The sequence below is a fragment of the Angustibacter luteus genome (assembly GCF_039541115.1).
In the GTDB taxonomy this organism is placed as follows: Bacteria; Actinomycetota; Actinomycetes; order Actinomycetales; family Angustibacteraceae; genus Angustibacter; species Angustibacter luteus.
Genome location: NZ_BAABFP010000005.1, coordinates 504,842 through 523,099 on the forward strand (window position 1 = coordinate 504,842; position 18,258 = coordinate 523,099).

19 protein-coding genes are annotated in these 18,258 nt (G+C 72.4%); 5 read left to right on the forward strand and 14 right to left on the reverse strand.

Annotated features, from left to right (window positions below; all coding sequences use genetic code 11):
• Positions 1 to 20 precede the first annotated feature (20 nt).
• Entirely contained in the window at positions 21 to 1,505 is a 1,485-nt protein-coding gene (locus tag ABEB17_RS11540; RefSeq protein WP_345716841.1) for a KamA family radical SAM protein, read from the forward strand.
• Between the two features lie 98 nt (positions 1,506 to 1,603).
• Here the strand turns inward: ABEB17_RS11540 and ABEB17_RS11545 are convergent, their stop codons facing one another.
• Positions 1,604 to 2,044 carry an Lrp/AsnC family transcriptional regulator gene (locus tag ABEB17_RS11545; RefSeq protein ID WP_345716842.1) on the reverse strand — a complete coding sequence of 147 codons (441 nt, stop codon included), beginning with the start codon at positions 2,042 to 2,044 and terminating at the stop codon, positions 1,604 to 1,606.
• Between the two features lie 30 nt (positions 2,045 to 2,074).
• A complete protein-coding gene (locus tag ABEB17_RS11550) occupies positions 2,075 to 3,229 on the reverse strand; it encodes an acyl-CoA dehydrogenase family protein (protein WP_345716843.1) in 1,155 nt (384 codons plus the stop codon).
• A 115-nt stretch (positions 3,230 to 3,344) separates the two neighbouring features.
• Between ABEB17_RS11550 and ABEB17_RS11555 the strand changes: the two genes are divergently transcribed.
• Both ABEB17_RS11555 and ABEB17_RS11560 read left to right on the forward strand, forming a co-directional pair.
• Positions 3,345 to 4,292: a 5'-3' exonuclease gene (locus ABEB17_RS11555; RefSeq protein WP_345716844.1), complete on the forward strand. Its 948-nt coding sequence runs from the start codon at positions 3,345 to 3,347 to the stop codon at positions 4,290 to 4,292.
• On the forward strand, positions 4,289 to 4,966 hold the full coding sequence (locus tag ABEB17_RS11560; RefSeq protein WP_345716845.1) for a class I SAM-dependent methyltransferase: 678 nt from the start codon (positions 4,289 to 4,291) through the stop codon (positions 4,964 to 4,966). Before ABEB17_RS11555 ends, ABEB17_RS11560 begins: the two co-directional genes overlap by 4 nt.
• Here the strand turns inward: ABEB17_RS11560 and ABEB17_RS11565 are convergent.
• From ABEB17_RS11565 to ABEB17_RS11600, 8 genes are all read right to left on the reverse strand, one after another.
• Positions 4,963 to 7,713: a DEAD/DEAH box helicase gene (locus tag ABEB17_RS11565; protein WP_345716846.1), complete on the reverse strand. Its 2,751-nt coding sequence runs from the start codon at positions 7,711 to 7,713 to the stop codon at positions 4,963 to 4,965. The two genes, ABEB17_RS11560 and ABEB17_RS11565, sit on opposite strands and share 4 nt — an antisense overlap.
• Positions 7,714 to 7,717: 4 nt before the next feature.
• Entirely contained in the window at positions 7,718 to 8,659 is a 942-nt protein-coding gene (locus ABEB17_RS11570; RefSeq protein ID WP_345716847.1) for a diacylglycerol/lipid kinase family protein, read from the reverse strand.
• Positions 8,656 to 9,429, reverse strand: a complete 774-nt coding sequence (gene tatC, locus ABEB17_RS11575) for a twin-arginine translocase subunit TatC (protein WP_345716848.1) — start codon at positions 9,427 to 9,429, stop codon at positions 8,656 to 8,658. The genes ABEB17_RS11570 and tatC overlap by 4 nt, the downstream gene beginning before the upstream one ends.
• A gap of 63 nt (positions 9,430 to 9,492) precedes the next feature.
• Entirely contained in the window at positions 9,493 to 9,759 is a 267-nt protein-coding gene (tatA, locus tag ABEB17_RS11580) for a Sec-independent protein translocase subunit TatA (protein WP_345716849.1), read from the reverse strand.
• Positions 9,760 to 9,800: 41 nt separating this feature from the next.
• Positions 9,801 to 10,058 (reverse strand): hypothetical protein, encoded by a 258-nt coding sequence (locus tag ABEB17_RS11585; RefSeq protein ID WP_345716850.1) that lies wholly within the window; start codon positions 10,056 to 10,058, stop codon positions 9,801 to 9,803.
• A gap of 56 nt (positions 10,059 to 10,114) precedes the next feature.
• Complete coding sequence (locus ABEB17_RS11590) at positions 10,115 to 10,483, reverse strand: hypothetical protein (protein ID WP_345716851.1); 369 nt, start codon at positions 10,481 to 10,483, stop codon at positions 10,115 to 10,117.
• A gap of 106 nt (positions 10,484 to 10,589) precedes the next feature.
• Positions 10,590 to 11,558 (reverse strand): helix-turn-helix transcriptional regulator, encoded by a 969-nt coding sequence (locus tag ABEB17_RS11595; protein ID WP_345716852.1) that lies wholly within the window; start codon positions 11,556 to 11,558, stop codon positions 10,590 to 10,592.
• Positions 11,555 to 12,520, reverse strand: coding sequence for a helix-turn-helix transcriptional regulator (locus ABEB17_RS11600; protein WP_345716853.1), 966 nt, complete (start codon positions 12,518 to 12,520; stop codon positions 11,555 to 11,557). The genes ABEB17_RS11595 and ABEB17_RS11600 overlap by 4 nt, the downstream gene beginning before the upstream one ends.
• 63 nt (positions 12,521 to 12,583) lie before the next feature.
• Here ABEB17_RS11600 and ABEB17_RS11605 point away from each other — a divergent pair, with 63 nt between their 5' ends.
• The gene (locus ABEB17_RS11605; protein WP_345717336.1) at positions 12,584 to 13,681 is read left to right on the forward strand and encodes a DUF3866 family protein; all 1,098 of its coding nucleotides are present in this window, start codon (positions 12,584 to 12,586) and stop codon (positions 13,679 to 13,681) included.
• Positions 13,682 to 13,684: 3 nt separating this feature from the next.
• Here ABEB17_RS11605 and ABEB17_RS11610 read toward each other — a convergent pair whose 3' ends face one another.
• The 4 genes from ABEB17_RS11610 to ABEB17_RS11625 all read right to left on the reverse strand — a co-directional run bounded on the left by ABEB17_RS11610 (position 13,685) and on the right by ABEB17_RS11625 (position 17,119).
• A complete protein-coding gene (locus ABEB17_RS11610; RefSeq protein ID WP_345716854.1) occupies positions 13,685 to 14,065 on the reverse strand; it encodes an FKBP-type peptidyl-prolyl cis-trans isomerase in 381 nt (126 codons plus the stop codon).
• Positions 14,066 to 14,115: 50 nt separating this feature from the next.
• The gene (locus tag ABEB17_RS11615; protein WP_345716855.1) at positions 14,116 to 15,093 is read right to left on the reverse strand and encodes an FKBP-type peptidyl-prolyl cis-trans isomerase; all 978 of its coding nucleotides are present in this window, start codon (positions 15,091 to 15,093) and stop codon (positions 14,116 to 14,118) included.
• 99 nt (positions 15,094 to 15,192) lie between these two features.
• On the reverse strand, positions 15,193 to 16,554 hold the full coding sequence (gene pafA, locus ABEB17_RS11620; protein WP_345716856.1) for a Pup--protein ligase: 1,362 nt from the start codon (positions 16,552 to 16,554) through the stop codon (positions 15,193 to 15,195).
• 34 nt (positions 16,555 to 16,588) lie between these two features.
• Entirely contained in the window at positions 16,589 to 17,119 is a 531-nt protein-coding gene (locus tag ABEB17_RS11625) for a GNAT family N-acetyltransferase (RefSeq protein WP_345716857.1), read from the reverse strand.
• Between the two features lie 123 nt (positions 17,120 to 17,242).
• On the opposite strand from ABEB17_RS11625, the gene ABEB17_RS11630 reads away from it, so the two are divergent.
• On the forward strand, positions 17,243 to 18,250 hold the full coding sequence (locus tag ABEB17_RS11630) for an NAD-dependent epimerase/dehydratase family protein (RefSeq protein ID WP_345716858.1): 1,008 nt from the start codon (positions 17,243 to 17,245) through the stop codon (positions 18,248 to 18,250).
• Positions 18,251 to 18,258 lie beyond the last annotated feature (8 nt).

An 18,258-nucleotide genomic window follows, 5' to 3' on the forward strand; every position in this document is an offset into this window, starting at 1 on the left:
CTTCCCGTACTCTGCCAGGTGTGAGCCAGAAGATCGAGCAGCCCTACGCCTACCGCCGCCGCGAGCTCGTGGAGCCCGACTGGGCCCGCCTGCCGGGTTGGCGCGACGTCACCGCCGAGCAGTGGGCCAGCGCCCAGTGGCAGCGCGCGAACTGCGTCAAGAACGTCAAGCAGCTGCGCGCCCTGATGGGTGACCTGCTCGACGAGCGGTTCTACGCCGACCTGGAGCGGGACCAGGCCGAGCGGGCCACGATGTCGATGCTGGTCCCGCCGCAGATGATGAACACGATGGTGCCGGCCACCGGGGTGTTCGACGACGGCGTGATGCCCGCAGCCGGCGAGGCGTTCACCGAGGCGTTCTACGCCGACCCGGTGCGCCGGTACATGCTGCCGGTGTTCAGCGACCGCCGGACGGACTGGCCCTCGCACCCGTTCGCCACCCGCGACTCGCTGCACGAGCACGACATGTGGGTGGCCGAGGGGCTGACCCACCGCTACCCCACCAAGGTGCTCGCCGAGCTGCTGCCCACCTGCCCGCAGTACTGCGGGCACTGCACCCGGATGGACCTGGTCGGCAACTCCACGCCGGTCGTGCCCAAGCTGAAGTTCGACCTGAAGCCGGTCGACCGCTACGACGCGATGATCGACTACCTGCGCCGCACGCCGTCCGTGCGCGACGTCGTGGTCAGCGGCGGCGACGTCGCCAACATGCCGTGGAAGAACCTCGAGGCCTACCTCAACCGGCTGCTCGAGATCGACAACATCCGCGACATCCGGCTGGCCACCAAGGCGCTGATGGGCCTGCCGCAGCACTGGCTGGCCGACGACGTCGTCGAGGGAGTGGGCCGGGTCGCGGCCACCGCGCGCGAGCGCGGCGTCAGCCTGGCGATCCACACCCACGTCAACAACGCGCAGTCCGTCACCCCGGCGGTGGCTGCGGCGTCCCGGGCCATGCTGGACGCCGGTGTGCGCGACGTCCGCAACCAGGGCGTGCTGATGCGCGGCGTGAACGACACGACGTCCCAGCTGCTCGACCTGTGCTTCGCCCTGCAGGACGAGGCCAGCATCACGCCGTACTACTTCTACATGTGCGACATGATCCCGTTCAGCGAGCACTGGCGGATGTCGCTGGGCGAGGCCCAGCACCTGCAGCACTCGCTGATGGGCTACCTGCCCGGGTTCGCGACGCCGCGCATCGTCTGCGACGTGCCGTTCGTCGGCAAGCGCTGGGTGCACCAGGTGCACACCTACGACACCGAGCGCGGCATCTCGTACTGGACGAAGAACTACCGGACGTCGATCGAGACCGAGGACGCCGAGGCGCTCAGCCGCGAGTACGTCTACTACGACCCGATCTACACGCTCCCCGAGGCCGGCCAGGCGTGGTGGCGGGAGCACGGGGACAGCGACTCCGCCCACGCGGACGCCGTCGCCGCCGCCGAGGCCAGCCGGGTCGCCGCCGCCGCGCAGCACGAAGAGGTCGCCAGCCACGCCATCCACGCCTGACGACCCGCTTCCGCCACTCAGCCCCGCTTTCCGCCACTCGGGCCGGTCTCCCGAGCAGGTAACCGGCTTGAGGGGCGGACGTGCGGGTGGGCGGGCGGTCAGACGGCCGGGGGCCGCGACTCGTACGGCGTGGACAGGACGACGGTCGTGCGCGTCCGCACGTTCGCGGCCGCCCGGATCCGGGCCAGCAGGTCCTCGAGGTCGCCGGGCGAACCCACCCGCACCTTGAGGATGTACGACTCCTCCCCCGCGACCGAGTGGCACGCCTCGATCTCGGTCATGCCAGCCAGCCGCTGCGGCGCGTCGTCCGGGGCGCCCGGGTCCAACGGCGTCACCGAGATGAAAGCGGTCAGCGGGAGGCCGATCGCGTCGGACGACACCTGGGCCGCGTACCCGGTGATCACGCCGCGCTGCTCGAGGCGCCGCACCCGTTGGTGCACCGCGGACGTCGACAAGCCCGTCGCCTTCGCCAGGTCGGTGTAGCTCATCCGTCCGTCGTGCGCGAGCAGCCGGACGATCTCCCGGTCGGTGTCCTCCACCCGCGGAGCCTATCGGTCGGTGCGGGCGGATCAGTGCTTGGCGAGGTGGCGACCGATGACCAGGCGCTGCACCTGGTTGGTGCCCTCCACGATCTGCAGGACCTTCGCCTCGCGGAACCACCGCTCCACCGGGAAGTCCCGGACGTACCCGGCGCCGCCGAGCACCTGGACGGCGTCCGTGGTCACCTTCATGCAGGTGTCGGTGGCGAACAGCTTGGCCATGGCGGCCTGCACGCTGAACGACTGCCCGGCGTCGCGTCGACGGGCCGCCGCCAGGTAGAGCTCGCGGGCCGCGGCCACCTGGGTGGCCATGTCCGCGAGCATGAACGACAGGCCCTGGAAGTCGATGATCCGCTGCCCGAACTGCTGGCGCTCCTTGGCGTACGCGACCGCGGACTCCAGTGCGGCCTGCGCGATGCCCACCGCGCAGGCGGCGATACCCAGCCGGCCGGAGTCCAGCGCGGACAGCGCGATCGTGAAGCCCTGCCCCTCCTCGCCGATGCGACGGCCGGAGTCCACGGTGGCGCCGTCCAGCAGGATCTGCGCCGTCTGCGAGGACCGGTAGCCCATCTTGCGCTCGGGCGGCGCGGCCGACAGCCCCGGGGTGTCGGCGTCCGCCAGCAGGCACGAGATGCCGTGCGGTCCGGTGTCGGCGGTGCGCACCATGAGGTTGTAGAAGTCGGCGACCCCGCCGTGGGTGATCCACGCCTTCGTCCCCGTCACGTCGTACGTCGCCCCGTCCGCCGACAGCACCGCGCGGGTCCGCAGGGCGGCCGCGTCCGACCCGGAGGTCGGCTCGCTCAGGCAGTACGCGCCGAGCTGCTCGCCGGACAGCATCCCCGGCAGCCACCGCTCACGCTGGGCGTCGGAACCGAACTGCGCCACCGGGTAGCACGACAGCGTGTGCACGCTGGCCCCCAGACCCACCGCACCCCAGGCGGCCGAGAGCTCCTCGAGGACCTGCAGGTAGACCGTGTACGGCTGGGCCCCCCCGCCGAACTCCTCCGGGTAGGGCAGCGACAGCAGGCCGGCGCGACCGATCTCGGTGAAGACCTCACGTGGGAACGTGCCCTTGTCCTCGTAGTCGTCCACCTGCGGCACCAACCGCTGACGAGCGATGTCGCGGACGAGCTCCAGCAGGTCGTGCGCCTCGTCGGTGGGCAGGTCACGCTCGACGGTGGTCACCAGGTGCTCCGGTTCGGCAGAGATAGTTGGACGTCCGAGTAATTCTAGCGCCTCGTGCCGAACCTCGACGGCGCTCCCGACCCGGCTGTCCCTGCCGGCTGCCATGCTGGCCCGCATGCCCGATCGCCTCATGCTGCTCGACTCCGCCTCCCTGTACTTCCGTGCGTTCTTCGGCGTACCCGACTCGGTGAAGGCACCGGACGGGACGCCGGTCAATGCGGTTCGCGGCTTCCTGGACTCGATCGCGATGCTGGTCAACGGCCAGCAGCCCACCCATCTCGTGGCCTGCTGGGACGACGACTGGCGGCCGCAGTTCCGGGTCGACGCCATCCCGTCGTACAAGGCGCACCGCGTCGCGGCGCCGCGGCCGAAGGGCACGCCCGACGTCGAGGAGACGCCCGACCTGCTCGAGGCCCAGGTGCCGATCATCGTCGACGTCCTGGCCGCGTTCGGCATCGCGCGCGTCGGTCACCCCGGCTTCGAGGCGGACGACGTGATCGGCACCCTCAGCGAACGCGGCGCCGCAGCGGGCCAGGCGGTGGACGTCGTCACCGGCGACCGCGACCTCTTCCAGCTCGTCGACGACGCCCGCCAGGTCCGCGTGCTCTACACGGCCAAGGGTGGCGTGCGGAACCTCGACGTCGTCGACGAGGCCCGGCTCTTCGAGAAGTACGGCATCCACGGCGGCCGCGCCTACGCCGGCATGGCCGCCCTGCGCGGGGACCCCAGCGACGGCCTGCCTGGCGTCCCGGGCATCGGCGAGAAGACGGCCGCGGCTCTGCTCGGGCGCGCGGGCGACTACGACGGACTCCTGCGGGCGCTCGCGGACGACGACCAGGACGTCCTCGGCAACAGCCGGACGAAGCTGCTGGCGGCCCGGGACTACCTCGACGTCGCCGCCCAGGTGGTGGACGTCGTCCGCGACATCCCCATCCCCGAGCTCGACGACACGCTCCCCCGGGAGCCGGCCGACCCCGCGGCCCTGCTCGACCTGGCCCACCGCTGGGGCCTGTCCAGCAGCGTCGAGCGGGTGCTGCACTCCCTCGGCTGGACCGGGGAGTGAGCGACGTGGCCCGCGACTGGGACCTGCGCGGCGACGAGCTCGCGACCGCCGCGATCGCCGCCGGCGAGCCCACGGCCTGGTTCGACCAGCTCTACGCCGAGGGCGAGCAGGGCGCGGTCTCCATGCCGTGGAATCGGGACGCGCCCTACCCGCTGCTGCGCGAGTGGGCCGACGCCGGCGAGCTCGTCGGGCAGGGCCGCACCGCCATCGTGGTGGGCTGCGGGCTCGGCGCGGACGCGGAGTACCTCGCGCGGCTCGGGTACGTCACCACGGCGTTCGACATCGCCCCCACTGCGGTACGCCTCGCGGCCGAGCGGAATCCCGGCAGCGCCGTGGACTACCGCGTCGCCGACCTGCTGGACCTGCCGCCGCAGTGGGACGGCGCGTTCGACCTCGTCGTCGAGATCTTCACGGTGCAGGCGTTGCCGGATCCGCCGCGGTCCGCGGCCATCCGGGCCATCAGCGCTCTGCTGGCGCCCGGCGGCACCCTGCTCGCCGTCGCCTTCCGACCTACCGAGGGGGCCGACCCGGCGGACGGCCCTCCGTTCTCGCTCACCCGGGACGTCATGGAGCAGTTCGCCGTGGACGACGTCCGCGTGCAGCGCGTCGAGGAGCTCGGCGACCGGTGGCGGATCGAGTACCGGCGCGCCGGGTCGGCTGGGTCAGGCAGCTAGCCCGGGATGGAGTGGGCGACCACGCCGCGCAGGACGCCGTCCACCGCCTGCCGGGCAGCCTTGCGCGTCCCGGGGTCGTCGCTGGCGCCGAGCAGCTGACCGAGCAGGTCGACGAGCTGCTTGCACCGCCGCACGAAGTCGCCCGCGGCCAGGTCACCGTCGCGCAGGACCGCATCGAGGCTTTGCCCCCGGGCCCACCGGAGCATCGCCGGCGCCAGACCCGGGTCGGGCTGGCGCATCGTGGACAGGCGGTGCTCGCGCTCGATCGCGTCCAGCCGCGTCCACTCCCGCCAGGTGGCGTCGAGCGCGTCGCCGACGGCACCCGGAGGCGGCTGGGGCAGGCGCGCGTCGTCGCGCCGGGCCTCGTACACCAGAGCCGACAGCACCGCGGCCAGACCCGGCCCGTCCAGTCCACGCCACGCACCACTACGCAGGCACTCCGCAACCAGCAGGTCGTGCTCGCTGTACAGCCGGCGCAGGCGCTCGCCGTCCGGCGTGACCTGCGCGTGCTCGTCCAGGTAGCCGAGCTCGGACAGCACGCCGCAGACCCGGTCGAACGTGCGCGCGACCGAGCTGGTCCGCCCGTCGATCCGCTTGAGCAGCCCGTCCGTCTCCTTGCGCAGCCGCGCCCACCGCTCGCCCCAGCGGGCGTGGTCCTCGCGCTCCGGGCACTGGTGGCAGGGGTGCGCGCGCATCGCTCGCCGCAGCTCGACCAGGCGCTCGTCCTCGCCGGGGGCACCGTCGGCCGCCCCGCGCTTGCGGCTGCGTGGTGGGTCGTGCGGGACGGCGGTGCGCAGGGTCGAGGCCAGGTCCCGCCGCGACTGCGGGCTGCGGGCGTTGAACCCCTTCGGCAGCCGCACCGACGTCACCTGCTCGACGGGTGCCGTGAGCTCGGCGAGCGTCAGCCGGCGCACCTGCCGGTCCTGCCCGAGCACGTAGGGCTTGGGACCGTCCAGGCCCGGCGAACGGTCCGGCTCGACCACCACGACGTAGCCGGCGCGACGCCCGCCGGGGACGCGCAGGACGTCCCCGGTGCGGACCGTCTCGAGGCTCTGCGCGGTCGCCGCACGCTGGCCGCTCTGCCGGGTCCGGGACAGCTCGGCCTCGCGGTCCTTGATCGCCCGCCGCAGACCGGCGTACTCGGCGAAGTCCCCGAGGTGGCAGGTCATCGACGCGGCGTAGCCGTCCAGCGCCTCCTCGTGGGTGCGCACCTGACGAGCCAGGCCGACCACCGCCCGGTCCGCCTGGAACTGCGCGAACGAGGTCTCCAGGACCTCGCGCGCCCGCTGCTGACCGACCTGCGCGACCAGGTTCACGGCCATGTTGTACGTCGGGCTGAAGCTGGACCGGAGCGGGTACGTGCGGGTCGAGGCCAGACCCGCGACCGAGCGAGGGTCGAGGTTCGGGTGCCACAGGACGACCGCGTGCCCCTCGACGTCGATGCCTCGCCGCCCCGCCCGTCCGGTCAGCTGGGTGAACTCCCCCGGCGTGATGTCGGCGTGCGTCTCACCGTTCCACTTGACCAGCTTCTCCAGCACGACGGTCCGCGCCGGCATGTTGATCCCCAGCGCCAGCGTCTCGGTGGCGAACACGCAGCGCACGAGCCCGGCCGCGAACAGCTGCTCCACGACCTCCTTGAACGAGGGCAGCAGGCCGGCGTGGTGGGCGGCGACGCCGCGGGTCAGCCCGTCCAGCCACGCCCAGTACCCCAGCACGTCGAGGTCGGCGGGCGGGATGTCCGCGGTGTGCTCCTCGGCGAAGTCCCGGATCCGGTCCGCCTCGTCGGGAGTGGTGAGCCGGATCCCCGCGTCCAGGCACTGCTTCACCGCCGCGTCGCACCCGGCGCGGCTGAAGATGAACGTGATGGCCGGCAGCAGCCCGGCCCGCTCGAGCTGGGTGACGACGTCCGAGCGGCGCGGCACCCCGTGCCGGCCGATGTGGTGCCGCGGCTGGTGCCGCTGGGCCGACTTGCCGCGGCCACCGCGCCCGGCGGGTGCGTTGCGCTCGTAGCGCTCCTCGTTGCGTGCCAGCTGCAGGAGGTCCGGGTTCACCCGGGTCGACTCCCCGCCGTCCACGAACAGGTCGTGCATGCGGTTGCCTACCAGCACGTGCTGGTACAGCGGGACCGGCCGGTGCTCCTCGACCACGACCTCGGTGTCGCCCCGCACGGTGTCCAGCCACGCGCCGAACTCCTCGGCGTTGCTGACCGTGGCTGACAGCGACACGAGTCGGACGTCGTCCGGCAGGTGGATGATCACCTCCTCCCAGACCGCGCCACGGAACCGGTCGGCGAGGTAGTGCACCTCGTCCATCACCACGAAACCCAGCCCGGCCAGCGTCGGGGAGCCCGCGTAGAGCATGTTGCGCAGCACCTCGGTCGTCATCACGACGACGTCCGCCTCGCCGTTGACGGTCGTGTCGCCGGTCAGCAGGCCGACCCGGTCACTACCGTGCACCGCCACCAGCTCGGCGTACTTCTGGTTCGAGAGCGCCTTGATGGGCGTGGTGTAGAACGCCTTGCGACCGGCGGCCAGGGCCAGGTGGACGGCGAACTCACCGACGATGGTCTTGCCCGCGCCGGTCGGGGCGGCGACCAGCACCCCACGGCCGGCCTCCAGCGCGCGGCAGGAGCGGAGCTGGAAGTCGTCCAGCTCGAAGCCGACGCGTTCGCGGAACCGGCCGAGCTCGCTGCGGTCGTCGGCCTGGCGCAGCCGGGCAGCCGCGTACTGCTCCGCGGGGGTGGGCACGCGATCAGGCTACGACCGACGGGACCAGCACGCCCAGGCTGCGGGGCACGACCTCGAGCTCCATGGGCAGCGGGCCGAAGCGCTCGCCGTCCGCGTAGGCGACGATCCCGTCGGTGTTGAGGCGCACCCGCCGGGCCCGCTTGATGGTCACCGCCGGGTGCGAGGTGTGCGTCCCCTTGAACACCTTCGGGAAGACCTTCAGCAGCTCCAGCACCGAGATCGGTCCGACGACGAGCACGTCGAGCAGCCCGTCGTCGTAGTCGGCGTCCGGGGTGATGTGCATGCCGCCCCCGTAGCTGGGGCCGTTGCCGAGCGCGACCAGCATCGCCTCGGTGTTCCACAGCTCGCCGTCCAGCTCGATCTCGTACTTCAGTGGCTTGAACAGCGGCAGCTCGCGGGCGATGGCCAGGTTGTAGCGCATCTTGCCCCGCGGCCAGGCCCAGCCGTTCGCGCGCTCGTTGACGACGGCGTCGAACCCACCGCAGAGCACCCCGGCGAACCACTGCGGGCCGTCCCCCGGGCCGAGCTGGCCCGCGGCGTCCACCCGGCGGGCCGCGTCGATGCGACGCACGTGGGCGCCCGTGATCGTCTGCACCGCGGCGGGGATGTCGTGCACCGGCAGCCCCAGCGAGCCGGCGATGTCGTTCCCGGTGCCGGCAGCGACGATGCCGAGCGGGGTGTCGGTGCCCGCACAGGCGTTGACGCCGAGGTTCACCATGCCGTCACCGCCGACGACGACGAGGGCGTCGATACCCGAGGCGACCGCGCTGGCGGCCCGGTCGGCAGCCTCGGCGGCCGACTCGCTCGTCACGTCCAAGACCTCGATGCCGGCTGCCAGGAGCAGCTCACCGGTGCGCACGCCGAGGGCGCGAGCACGGCCCTTGCCGGCCGTCGGGTTGACGGCGATCGCAACCCGCCGCTGGCCGACGGGAGTCGGCGCGGTCACAGGCTGCTGGCCTCGTCGTCGGGGATGGACTCGTAGTCGGGCTCGTCCTGGTTGCGGGCGCGGCGACGGTCCAGGAGCAGGCAGATGGCGATGGCGATGCCGAACAGCAGGCACATGGAGCCGGCCAGGATGCACATCGAGGTCGCTTCGGGGGTGGGCGTCGCGATGGCCGCGAACAGGAAGCAGGTGAACACGGTGATCCGCCAGTGCCGGAGCAGGGTGCGGCCCTTGAGCAGACCCACCATGTTGAGGGCGACCAGCACCACCGGGACGACGAACGCGATGCCGAAGGCGAGCACGATGCGGATGACGAACGCGAAGTACACGTTGGCCGTGATGAAGTTCGACCCGCCCTCCGGGACGAACGAGTTCAGGAACTCCATGGCCTTGGGCAGCACCCACCAGGCCAGCGTGCCGCCCGCCAGGAACAACGGCAGCGCGGCCGCGACGAACCCGATCGAGTACCGCCGCTCCTTGCGGGTCAGGCCCGGGGTGATGAACGCCCACAGCTGGTAGAGCCAGACCGGGGAGGCCAGGATGAGCCCGATGATGATGCTGATCTGCACGCGCTGGTTGAAGGCCGACAGCGGGTCGGCGAAGTTGATCGTCGTCGGGACGCCGTTGGCCTCCTGGCTGGCGACGATGGGGCGCAGCAGCGCCTCGTAGAACCAGTCGGACAGGAACCAGCCCGCGATGCCGCAGACCACCACCGCGATCGCGCACTTGAAGAGCCGGGAACGCAGTTCGCGCAGGTGCTCGCGAAGCGCCATCCGGCCTTCGGGATCACGGCCGCGGCGGTTCACCGGACTCTCGGTCGTAGTCAGCGGTGGTGCCTAGGCGCTGGAGTCGCGCTGCTCACCCGTGCGGACGTCCGCGGGCGGGGTCGCACGGGGAGGGGCAGGCGGCTCGACGATGCGCCCCTCGACGGGCGAGGTGGGCTTGGCCGGGGTGTCGTCGTCGTGCATCTGCTTGACCTCGGACTTGAAGATCCGCATGGACCGACCGAGCCCACGCGCCGCGTCCGGGAGGCGCTTGCCACCGAACAGGATGAGGACGACGACCAGCAGCACGATGAGGTGCCACGGCTCGAGAGCGCGCATGGGTATCCCTTCAGAGAACTCAGTGGGTCCACTCTACGTCTTCAACGGCGAACGCGACCCTGACTGCCCGATCCGTTACGTGGCGCGTCGGGCGTGGCGTTCGGATCGACCAGGACAGACGGGTCGGGACGGTACGGCTCGGACACCGGCTCCAGCGCCCGGCTGACCAGGTCGCTGCTCTCGCCCAGCTGGCGCCCGAGGGCGATGCCGCGCTTGATCACGGACTTCCAGACGAGCAGGCCGAGCACTGCGGCGGCTCCGAGGAGCAGCAACGCCCAGATCAGGATCCACCACCACACGCCGTCACCCTAAGGGGTCACGAGTGGGCGGTCCGCGATCGGGTTCCGGTCCGGAGTCAGCGACGCGCGACGCGGGGGCCCGGACGCAGCGCGGTCAGCGCCGCCACCGGGTCGTTGGCCCGCTCGAGCCACAGCGCGAAGTCCAGGACGTCGTCGTACCCGATCGGAGCACCTTCGTGCTCCTCCATGGCCTCGGCCGGGACGGTCCAGCGCTCCACCTTGACGCCGCCGGTGCGCAGCAGGCTGACGACCTCGCTGCCGGCCGGCTTGCGGACCTCGTCGCTGCACTGGTCGCAGGTGAAGGAGTAGTACGACCAGTCGGCGACGGTGCACACCACGAGTCGGACCTGGGCGGCCGTGAGCTCCACGTCGCCACAGCTGGGGCAGGACGCCTTGATCGTCGCCATCTCGTCCGCCTCCTTCACAGGGAGAGCGGGATGCCCAGCATCCCGACCGGTGGTGTCGCTCAGGAGCCCCCGTTGGGGCCCCGTCGCGCCTACAACCACTGGATCGGCACCGTGCTGGCCGAACTTAACTGTCGCGTTCGCCGTAGCCCTCGAGTGCGGCGGCCGCGACGCGGCGGACGTCGTCCGCCAGCTCGGGTGGGTCGACGATCCGTCCGCTGCCGCCGAGCCGCAGCGCGAGCTGGCGTAGCCACGCCAGGTCGCCGGTGCGCAGCGTGACCACCAGGTCGCCGTCGCTCGTCTCGGTCACCCGGTCCACCGGGTAGTAGTCGACGACCCAGCGGGCGGACGGGCGCAGCGCGAGGGTGACCACGTGGTCGTCCGGGCCGGGGGCGAACAGGTCCCCGTCCAGGTCGCGGCCCTGCGCCTCGGCGGGCGGGGTGCCGTCGACGTCCAGGATCCGCGCGCTGACGACCCGGTCCAGCCGGAACAGCCGCACCCCCTCGGCGCGGTGGCACCAGCCCTCCAGGTACCAGCGGCCGTCGACGTGCAGCACCCGCATCGGGTCCACGTCGCGCTCGGTGGTCTCGTCCCGGTGCGGCACCAGGTAGCCGAGGTGCAGCCGGCGGCGCAGCCGCAGGGCGTCCTCGGCGGTGGTCAGCACGTCGGCGTCCGCGACCTGGCCCAGGTCGACCCGGACCGATCCGGCGGGCTGGCCGGCCGCGCCGGCCGCGGCCTCCAGCTTGACCAGGGCGCGCCGCACCGCGTCGCGGTCGCCGACGCCGGGCACGTCCATCAGGGTGCGCAGGCCGACGATGAGGGCCAGCGCCTCGTCCACGCCGAGCCGCAGCGGTCGCGAGATCGCGTCGGCGTTGCCGAGGTAGACGAAGCCCTCCTCCCAGTCGGCCTCGATGAGGTCGTCGGGCAGGTGACCGGGCAGGCCGCACACGAAGAGCAGCTCGAGGTCCTTCACCAGCTGGCGCTCGTCGACGCCGAACTCGGCGGCGGCGTCGGCCAGCGGTACCCCCTGGTGCGCGAGCAGCCACGGCACCATCGCGAGCAGCCGGGACAGCCGCTCGGTCGCGGACTCGCTCACCCGGACACCTCCGCCACCGCTCGCAACCGGCGCACCACCGACGCGCGCAGCTCGTCCGGTTCGATGGCCAGCACCCCGGCGCCCAGGCCGACGAGCTCCTCGGCCAGCGACTCGACGTCCCCGAACTCGACCTCCACGACGTCCCAGCCGTCGTTCCCAGGCGCGATGGACTTCGCGCGGCGGCGCAGCGACTGCGCGGCCGTCGACCGGGCCCGCACCTGAGCGAGCTCCAGCGGGCGGTCCTGCACGCTCTCGCCGACCATGACGCGCGGCACGTGGTCGGCCGGTACCTCGTACTCCCCCGGCTCGCCGATCCGGACGACGTCGCCCTCGACGCGCGACAGCCGGTAGACGCGTGCTGCGCCTCGGGAGCGGTCGTGACCGGTCAGGTACCAGCGGCCGTTGCGGCTCGTGACTCCCCACGGCTCCACCTGGCGCTCGGCGACCTCGCCGGTCCGGGCGGTCCGGTACGTGAACCGGACCGGGACGCGGTCGCGGACGGCGCCCCACAGCGCGTCGAACGCAGGCTCGGCGGTGCGGATGCGCGGCTCCAGGCCGATCAGCGAGCCGTCGTCCTGCGGCGCACCGAGGGCGGTGAGCTTGGTCAGGGCGCGGGTCGCGGGTGCGGCCAGGCTGGCCTGCTGCCAGACGCGCGAGGCCAGGCCGAGGACGGCGAGCTCGTCCGGTTCGAAGACGACCTGCGGCAGCGCGTACGCCTCGCGGTCCACCCGGTAGCCGATCTCGTCCTCGAAGAGCGCGTCGTCGCTGCTGGTGACCAGCGGGATGCCCAGCTCGCGCAGCTCGTCCTTGTCGCGCTCGAACATGCGCTCGAACGCCTCGGTCGAGGTGTTACCGGCGTACTGGGGCACGGCCTGGCGGATCTGCGCCTTGGTGAGCGGGCGTGCGGTGCTCAGCAGGCAGATGACGAGGTTGAGCAACCGCTCGGTCTTGATGCTGGACATGGTCTCCTTCCCGGTGCGGACGGTACCGGACGACGGGGGTCTGGCTACCCTCGGCACGTGACGATGGTGCGGTGGCGGCGCGGGACGGTCGTCGAGGTGGTTCGGCGGTGGACCGGGACGGTCGAGCTGGTGGTCGCGGTGGACGACGCGGCAACGTCGGTGCGGGCGCTGGCCTTCCCCGAGCTGGTCGGCGAGCCGGAGGTCGGCGACGAGGTGCTGCTGACCACGTCGGCCCTCGAGCGCGGGCTCGGCACCGGCGGCTTCGCGATGGTCGCCGCCGTGCCCGGTCGCCTGCCGGTCACGGCGGAGGACGCCGATGAGGCGGAGCCGGGGCACCTGGTGAAGGCGCGGTACACGCCCCTGCAGGCGATGGTCCTGGGCGTGGACGAGCAGGAGTCCCCGCACCACGAGGTGCTCCGCGACGCGGACGACCTCGCCGGGATGCCCGTGGTCGTGGCCGACCTGCACTCCGCCCTGCCGGCAGTCGTCGCCGGGCTGCGCACGGTCGCGCCCCACGCCCGGGTGGCCTACGTGATGACCGACGGTGGCGCGCTCCCCGCGTGGTTCTCCCGCACGGTGGACGAGCTGCGCGCCGCGGGTTGGATCGACGGGTGCGTGTCCGTCGGGCAGGCCTTCGGCGGGGACGTCGAGGCCGTGACGGTGCACACCGGGCTGCTGGCCGCGCGGCTGGTGATGGGTGCTGATGTGGCCGTGGTCGCCCAGGGGCCTGGCAACCTCGGCACCGGGACGCGCTGGGGCTTCTCCGGGGTCGCCGCCGGCGAGGCCGTCAACGCGGCCGCAGTCCTCAACGGGCGACCGGTGGCGAGCCTGCGGGTGTCCCAGGCGGACGCGCGGGAGCGGCACCTCGGGGTGTCGCACCACAGCCTCACCGCCTACGGGCGGGTGGCGCTCGCGCCGTCCGACGTCGTCGTCCCCCTGCTCGGCGGCGAGCTCGGTGAGCGCGTCCGGCGGCAGGCCGCGGTGCTGGGCGCCCCGACGGGGCGGCACCGGCTCGTCGAGGTCGACTGCGACGGGCTGCTCGCGGCGTTGCGCGCGGCGCCCGTCCGGTTGTCCACGATGGGGCGCGGACTGGACGAGGACGCCGCCGCGTTCGTCGCGGCGGCGTCCTCCGGCGTGCACGCGGCACGCCTCATCTCGTGATCGTCAGCTGACGTCGACCAGGTCGACGACGAAGATCAGCGTCTCGCCGCCCTTGATCGCGCCGCCCGCGCCACGGTCGCCGTAGCCCAGGTGCGGCGGGATCGTGATGGTCCGGCGTCCGCCGACCCGCATCCCCTGCAGCCCCTGGTCCCAGCCCTGGATGACCTGGCCGACGCCGAGTTGGAAGCGCAGTGGTTCCCCGCGGTTCCACGAGGCGTCGAACTCCTCGCCGGTGGAGTGCGCGACCCCGACGTAGTGCGCCAGCACCGTGCTGCCGGCCACCGCCTCGGTGCCCTCGCCGACGATCTGGTCCTCGAGGACGAGCTCCGTCGGCGGCTCGTCACCGGGGAACTCGATCTCGGGCTTGGTGCGGTCGAACGCCATGGCGGGTCCTCTCGTTGAGCGAGTCGGAGTGGGTCGTGCGGGTGGTTGCGTCAGTGCGCGTCGAGGATGTCGACGACGAACACGAGGCTGTCGGTGCCCTTGATCCCGGCGTTGGCGTTGCCGGCCTTGCCGTAGCCGTCGGCCGGCGGGATGACCAGGAGGACGCGGCTGCCGATGGTCTGGCCCGTGAGGCCCTTGTCGAAGCCGGGGATGGTGCCGCCGGTGCCGACGGGGAAGTCTGCGGTGGTGCCGCGGGAGAACGAGGAGTCGAAGACCTTGGTGGAGCCGAAGATCTGCCCGACGTAGTTGACGGTGACGGTCTGCCCGGCCTTGACCGCGGCGCCCTTGCCCTTGATGAGCGGCTGAGCGATGGTCTTGGTCGGGGCCTTCGCGCCGGCGACCATCGTGATGGTCGGGGCCTTGCCGTCGCCGTTGTCCTTCACGGTGGGCAGGCCGGCCGGCGGGGTGACGGCGTCACCGGTCGGCTTGGTCAGCGGGGTGCTCGCGGACTTCACGTCGAGGACGAAGATCAGGCCGTCCTCCTTGGCGAAGCCGAGCTCGGCGTTGGTCTGGTCGGCGAAGCCGTCCTGCGGCGCGATACCGGCCAGGACGCGCGAGCCGACCTTCTGCCCGATCAGGCTGACGGCCAGGCCCGGCATCAGCTGCTGCGGGTCCGCCACGAAGGTGGCTGGGGTCTTGCCGAACGAGGTGTCGGCCTCCTTGCCGTCCTTCGCGTTCAGCAGGACGTAGTCGACGGTGACCCGCTGCCCGGAGGTGACCTTGGCGCCGGTGCCCTCGGAGATGACCTTGGTGCCGGTGCGGGTGAGCACCGTCGGGGTCGAGGCCAGCTTGACGGTCGGCTTCTCGCCGAACTTGCCGGTGACCGTCACGTCCTTCAGTGCGGCCGGCGTGCCCTGGGCAGCCGTGGAGGACGACGAAGCGGCCGGCTTGTCAGCACTGGCGCAGCCCGCGAGGAGCAGGGCGGGGACGGCCAGGGCAGCGGCGAGTCGGGGCAGGGCAGGGCGCACGAGGATGAACCTTTGGTCGGGGGATGTCGAGACAGCCTAACCCGCCTCCCTGGGAGTTCCCTTGGAGCGGTGTGTCCGAAACGTGGAGAACCCGCGGGCTCACATGCTCGCGATGAGCCGGTCCACCCGCTCGTCCGTGCTGGCGAACGGGTCCTTGCAGAGCACCGTGCGCTGCGCCTGGTCGTTCAGCTTCAGGTGCACCCAGTCGACCGTGAAGTCACGGCGCTGCTCCTGCGCCCGGCGGACGAAGTCGCCGCGCAGCTTCGCCCGGGTGGTCTGCGGCGGCACCGACTTGGCCTCGAAGATCTCGATGTCGCTGGCGACCCGCTCCACCCGGCCCGCGCGCTCCAGCAGGTAGTAGAGGCCCCGACGGCGGTGGATGTCGTGGTAGGCGAGGTCCAGCTGCGCGATCCGGGGGTGGGACAGGTCCATCCCGTGCTTCGCCTGGTACCGCTCGATCAGGCGCAGCTTGATGGCCCAGTCGATCTCGCGATCGATCAGCGACAGGTCGGCCGTGTCGACGGCGGTCAGCGTCCGCCGCCACAGCTCGAGCACCGCCTTGTGCGACGGGCTGGTGGGGCCGCGGCGGTCGACGAAGTCCTGCGCCCGGTCCAGGTACTCGGTCTGGATCTCCAGCGCGGAGAGCTCTCGGCCGTTGGCCAGCCGGACCTTCTTGCGTCCGGTGACGTCGTGGCTGATCTCGCGGATCGCCCGGATCGGGTTCTCCAGCGTGAGGTCCCGCATGACGACGCCGGCCTCGATCATCTGCAGCACGATGTCGGCGGAGCCGAGCTTGAGCAGTGTCGTGCTCTCGCTCATGTTGGAGTCGCCGACGATGACGTGCAGGCGACGGTGGTGCTCGGCGTCCGCGTGCGGCTCGTCCCGGGTGTTGATGATCGGACGCGAGCGGGTGGTGGCGCTCGACACGCCCTCCCAGATGTGGTCCGCGCGCTGGCTGACGCAGTAGATCGCGCCACGAGGGGTCTGCAGCACCTTGCCCGCTCCGCAGATGATCTGCCGGCTGACCAGGAACGGGATCAGCACGTCCGACAGGCGCTGGAAGTCGCCGTGCCGGGAGACGAGGTAGTTCTCGTGGCAGCCGTAGCTGTTGCCGGCCGAGTCCGTGTTGTTCTTGAACAGGTAGACCTCGCCGGCGATGCCCTCGTCCTTCAGGCGCTGCTGCGCGTCGGCGACCAGGCCCTCGAGGATCCGCTCCCCCGCCTTGTCGTGCACCACGGCCTGGCGCAGGTCGTCGCACTCCGGTGTCGCGTACTCGGGGTGCGAGCCGACGTCCAGGTACAGCCGCGCGCCGTTGCGCAGGAAGACGTTGCTGGACCGGCCCCAGGACACCACGCGGCGGAACAGGTAACGGGCCACCTCGTCGGGGCTCAGGCGGCGCTGACCTTCGAACGAGCACGTCACCCCGTACTCGTTCTCGATCCCGAAGATACGTCGGTCCACGGGGCTCCCTCCTGCGCTCGGGCCTTCACCCACCCTACGTCGGCTCGGTCGAACCCGCCGGGACCTCGCGCCGCATCACCTGCAGCGTGATGCCGCGGTCGTCCTGCCGGGTCTCCTGGTCCACGTAGCCGTGCCGGCGGTAGAACGCCAGGTTGGACTGCGAGCTGCCGCCGGTCCACAGCTCGAAGCGGCGCACTCCGAGGCCTGCGGCGAGGTCGTGCAGCGCCTGAACCAGCAGGCTGCCCAGGCCGCGACCCTGCACGTCCGGCGCCACCACGATGCGCCCGACGACGGCGGCCAGGCCCTCGGGGTCGACCACGAGCCGCGCCGAGCCGAGCAGCCGGCCGGGCCGGCCCTCGGTCTCGTCGACGGCGACGGCGACCACGACGTGCGTGCGTGGGTCCCCGATCGCCCGCCGGACGTCGTCCGGGGTGTCCCGCAGGGGTTGGATGTCGGGCTCGCCGTACAGCTGCGCCTCGGCGACGAAGGCCGCGCGTTGCAGTGTCAGCACCTCGCCGGTGTCGGACGAGGTGGCCGGACGGAGCTGGACCGCAGGCGTCGCCATGGAGCCGACGGTAGCGGCCACCGCTCACGGGCGACGCTGCGGCGGGTTCGCCGACGGCGCAACCGTTGCGCTGCGGGCGAACCGGGCGTGACAGCCGCCGGCGGACCCTGGTCTGCTGACCGCATGACGAAGCTGCTGGTGCTCGGTGGGACGGCGTGGCTCGGTCGGGAGGTGGCCCGGGCGGCGGTCTCCCGTGGTGACGAGGTGACGTGCCTGGCGCGCGGGGAGTCGGGACAACCCGCCGACGGTGTCGCCTGGGTCGCCGCGGACCGGACCCGCGCCGACGCCTACGACGCGGTGCGCACGAGTGACTGGGACGCCGTGGTCGACGTGTCGTGGCAGCCGGGGATGGTGCGCTCGGCGCTCGCCGCGCTCGGTGACCACGCCGGCCACTGGGCGTACGTGTCGTCCTGCTCCGTGTACGCCAGTCACGGCCAGGTGGACGCCGGCGAGAGCGCCGAGCTGCTGCGCGCGCTGGAGGGCGACACCGCGACCCGGGAGGAGTACGGCGAGGCCAAGGTGGCCTGCGAGATCGCCTGCCGGGACTCCGTCGGCGGCCGCCTGCTGGTGGCCCGGTCCGGGTTGATCGGTGGCTACGGCGACCCGAGCGACCGGTTCGGCTACTGGCCGGGGCGTTTCGCGCGGGCCGCGGCCGGGGCGGTCCCAGTTCTCGTGCCCGACGTGCTCGAGGCGCGGACCCAGACCTGCGACGTCCGCGACCTCGCGGAGTGGCTGGTGCGCGCGGGTTCGGCGGGAACCACCGGGACGTTCAACGCGCCTGGGGCGCGGCACTCGTTCGGCGAGGTGCTCGATGCCTGCCGCGTCGCGACCGGGTACGACGGGGCGGTTGAGCTCGTGCCGCCGGCCTGGCTGCGGGAGCAGGAGGTCGGGGAGTACATGGGGCCGCGGTCGGTCCCGCTGTGGATCGGCGACCCGGACTGGCAGGGCTTCAGCGCGCGGGACGGCTCGGCCGCAGTGGCGGCGGGGCTGACTCACCGCCCGCTGCTGGACCTCGTCGAGCAGTCGTTGCGCTGGGAGCGCGAGCTCGGTCTCACCCGTGAGCAGCGCAAGGCCGGGCTGTCGGCCGACGAGGAAGACGAGCTGCTGCAGCGCTGGGGTGCTGTCGCCTAGCCGGTCTG